This is a genomic window from Saccharibacter sp. 17.LH.SD, from assembly GCF_009834805.1.
GTDB lineage: Bacteria > Pseudomonadota > Alphaproteobacteria > Acetobacterales > Acetobacteraceae > Saccharibacter.
Window position 1 is genome coordinate 1 of record NZ_WVHO01000013.1, and the last position, 420, is coordinate 420.

Annotated in this window: 1 protein-coding gene; it reads left to right on the forward strand. The window is 48.3% G+C overall.

Annotated features, from left to right (window positions below; genetic code table 11):
• On the forward strand, nt 1-420 hold a 420-nt coding region (locus tag GS501_RS09790; protein ID WP_160831695.1), incomplete at both ends, for a hypothetical protein.

Consider the following 420-nt stretch of genomic DNA (forward strand, 5'->3'; position numbering starts at 1 on the left):
CACACCTGAAGAGATCAGGAAATATGCGTCTCAGGGACTAGAAGGCCATGAAGTGGTCGATAAGATGTTCCAGAGCCTTGAGTTAGGGAAGCCAGATGCACGTCAATATGGTGTTTTCCAAGAAGAACTTGCCCGAGGGAACACACCTGAAGAGATCAGGAAATATGCGTCTCAGGGACTAGAAGGCCATGAAGTGGTCGATAAGATGTTTCAGAGCCTTGAGTTAGGGAAGCCAGATGCACGTCAATATGGTGTTTTCCAAGAAGAACTTGCCCGAGGGAACACACCTGAAGAGATCAGGAAATATGCGTCTCAGGGACTAGAAGGCCATGAAGTGGTCGATAAGATGTTCCAGAGCCTTGAGTTAGGGAAGCCAGATGCACGTCAATATGGTACCTATCTTCAGAAGTTAGGGGCGGG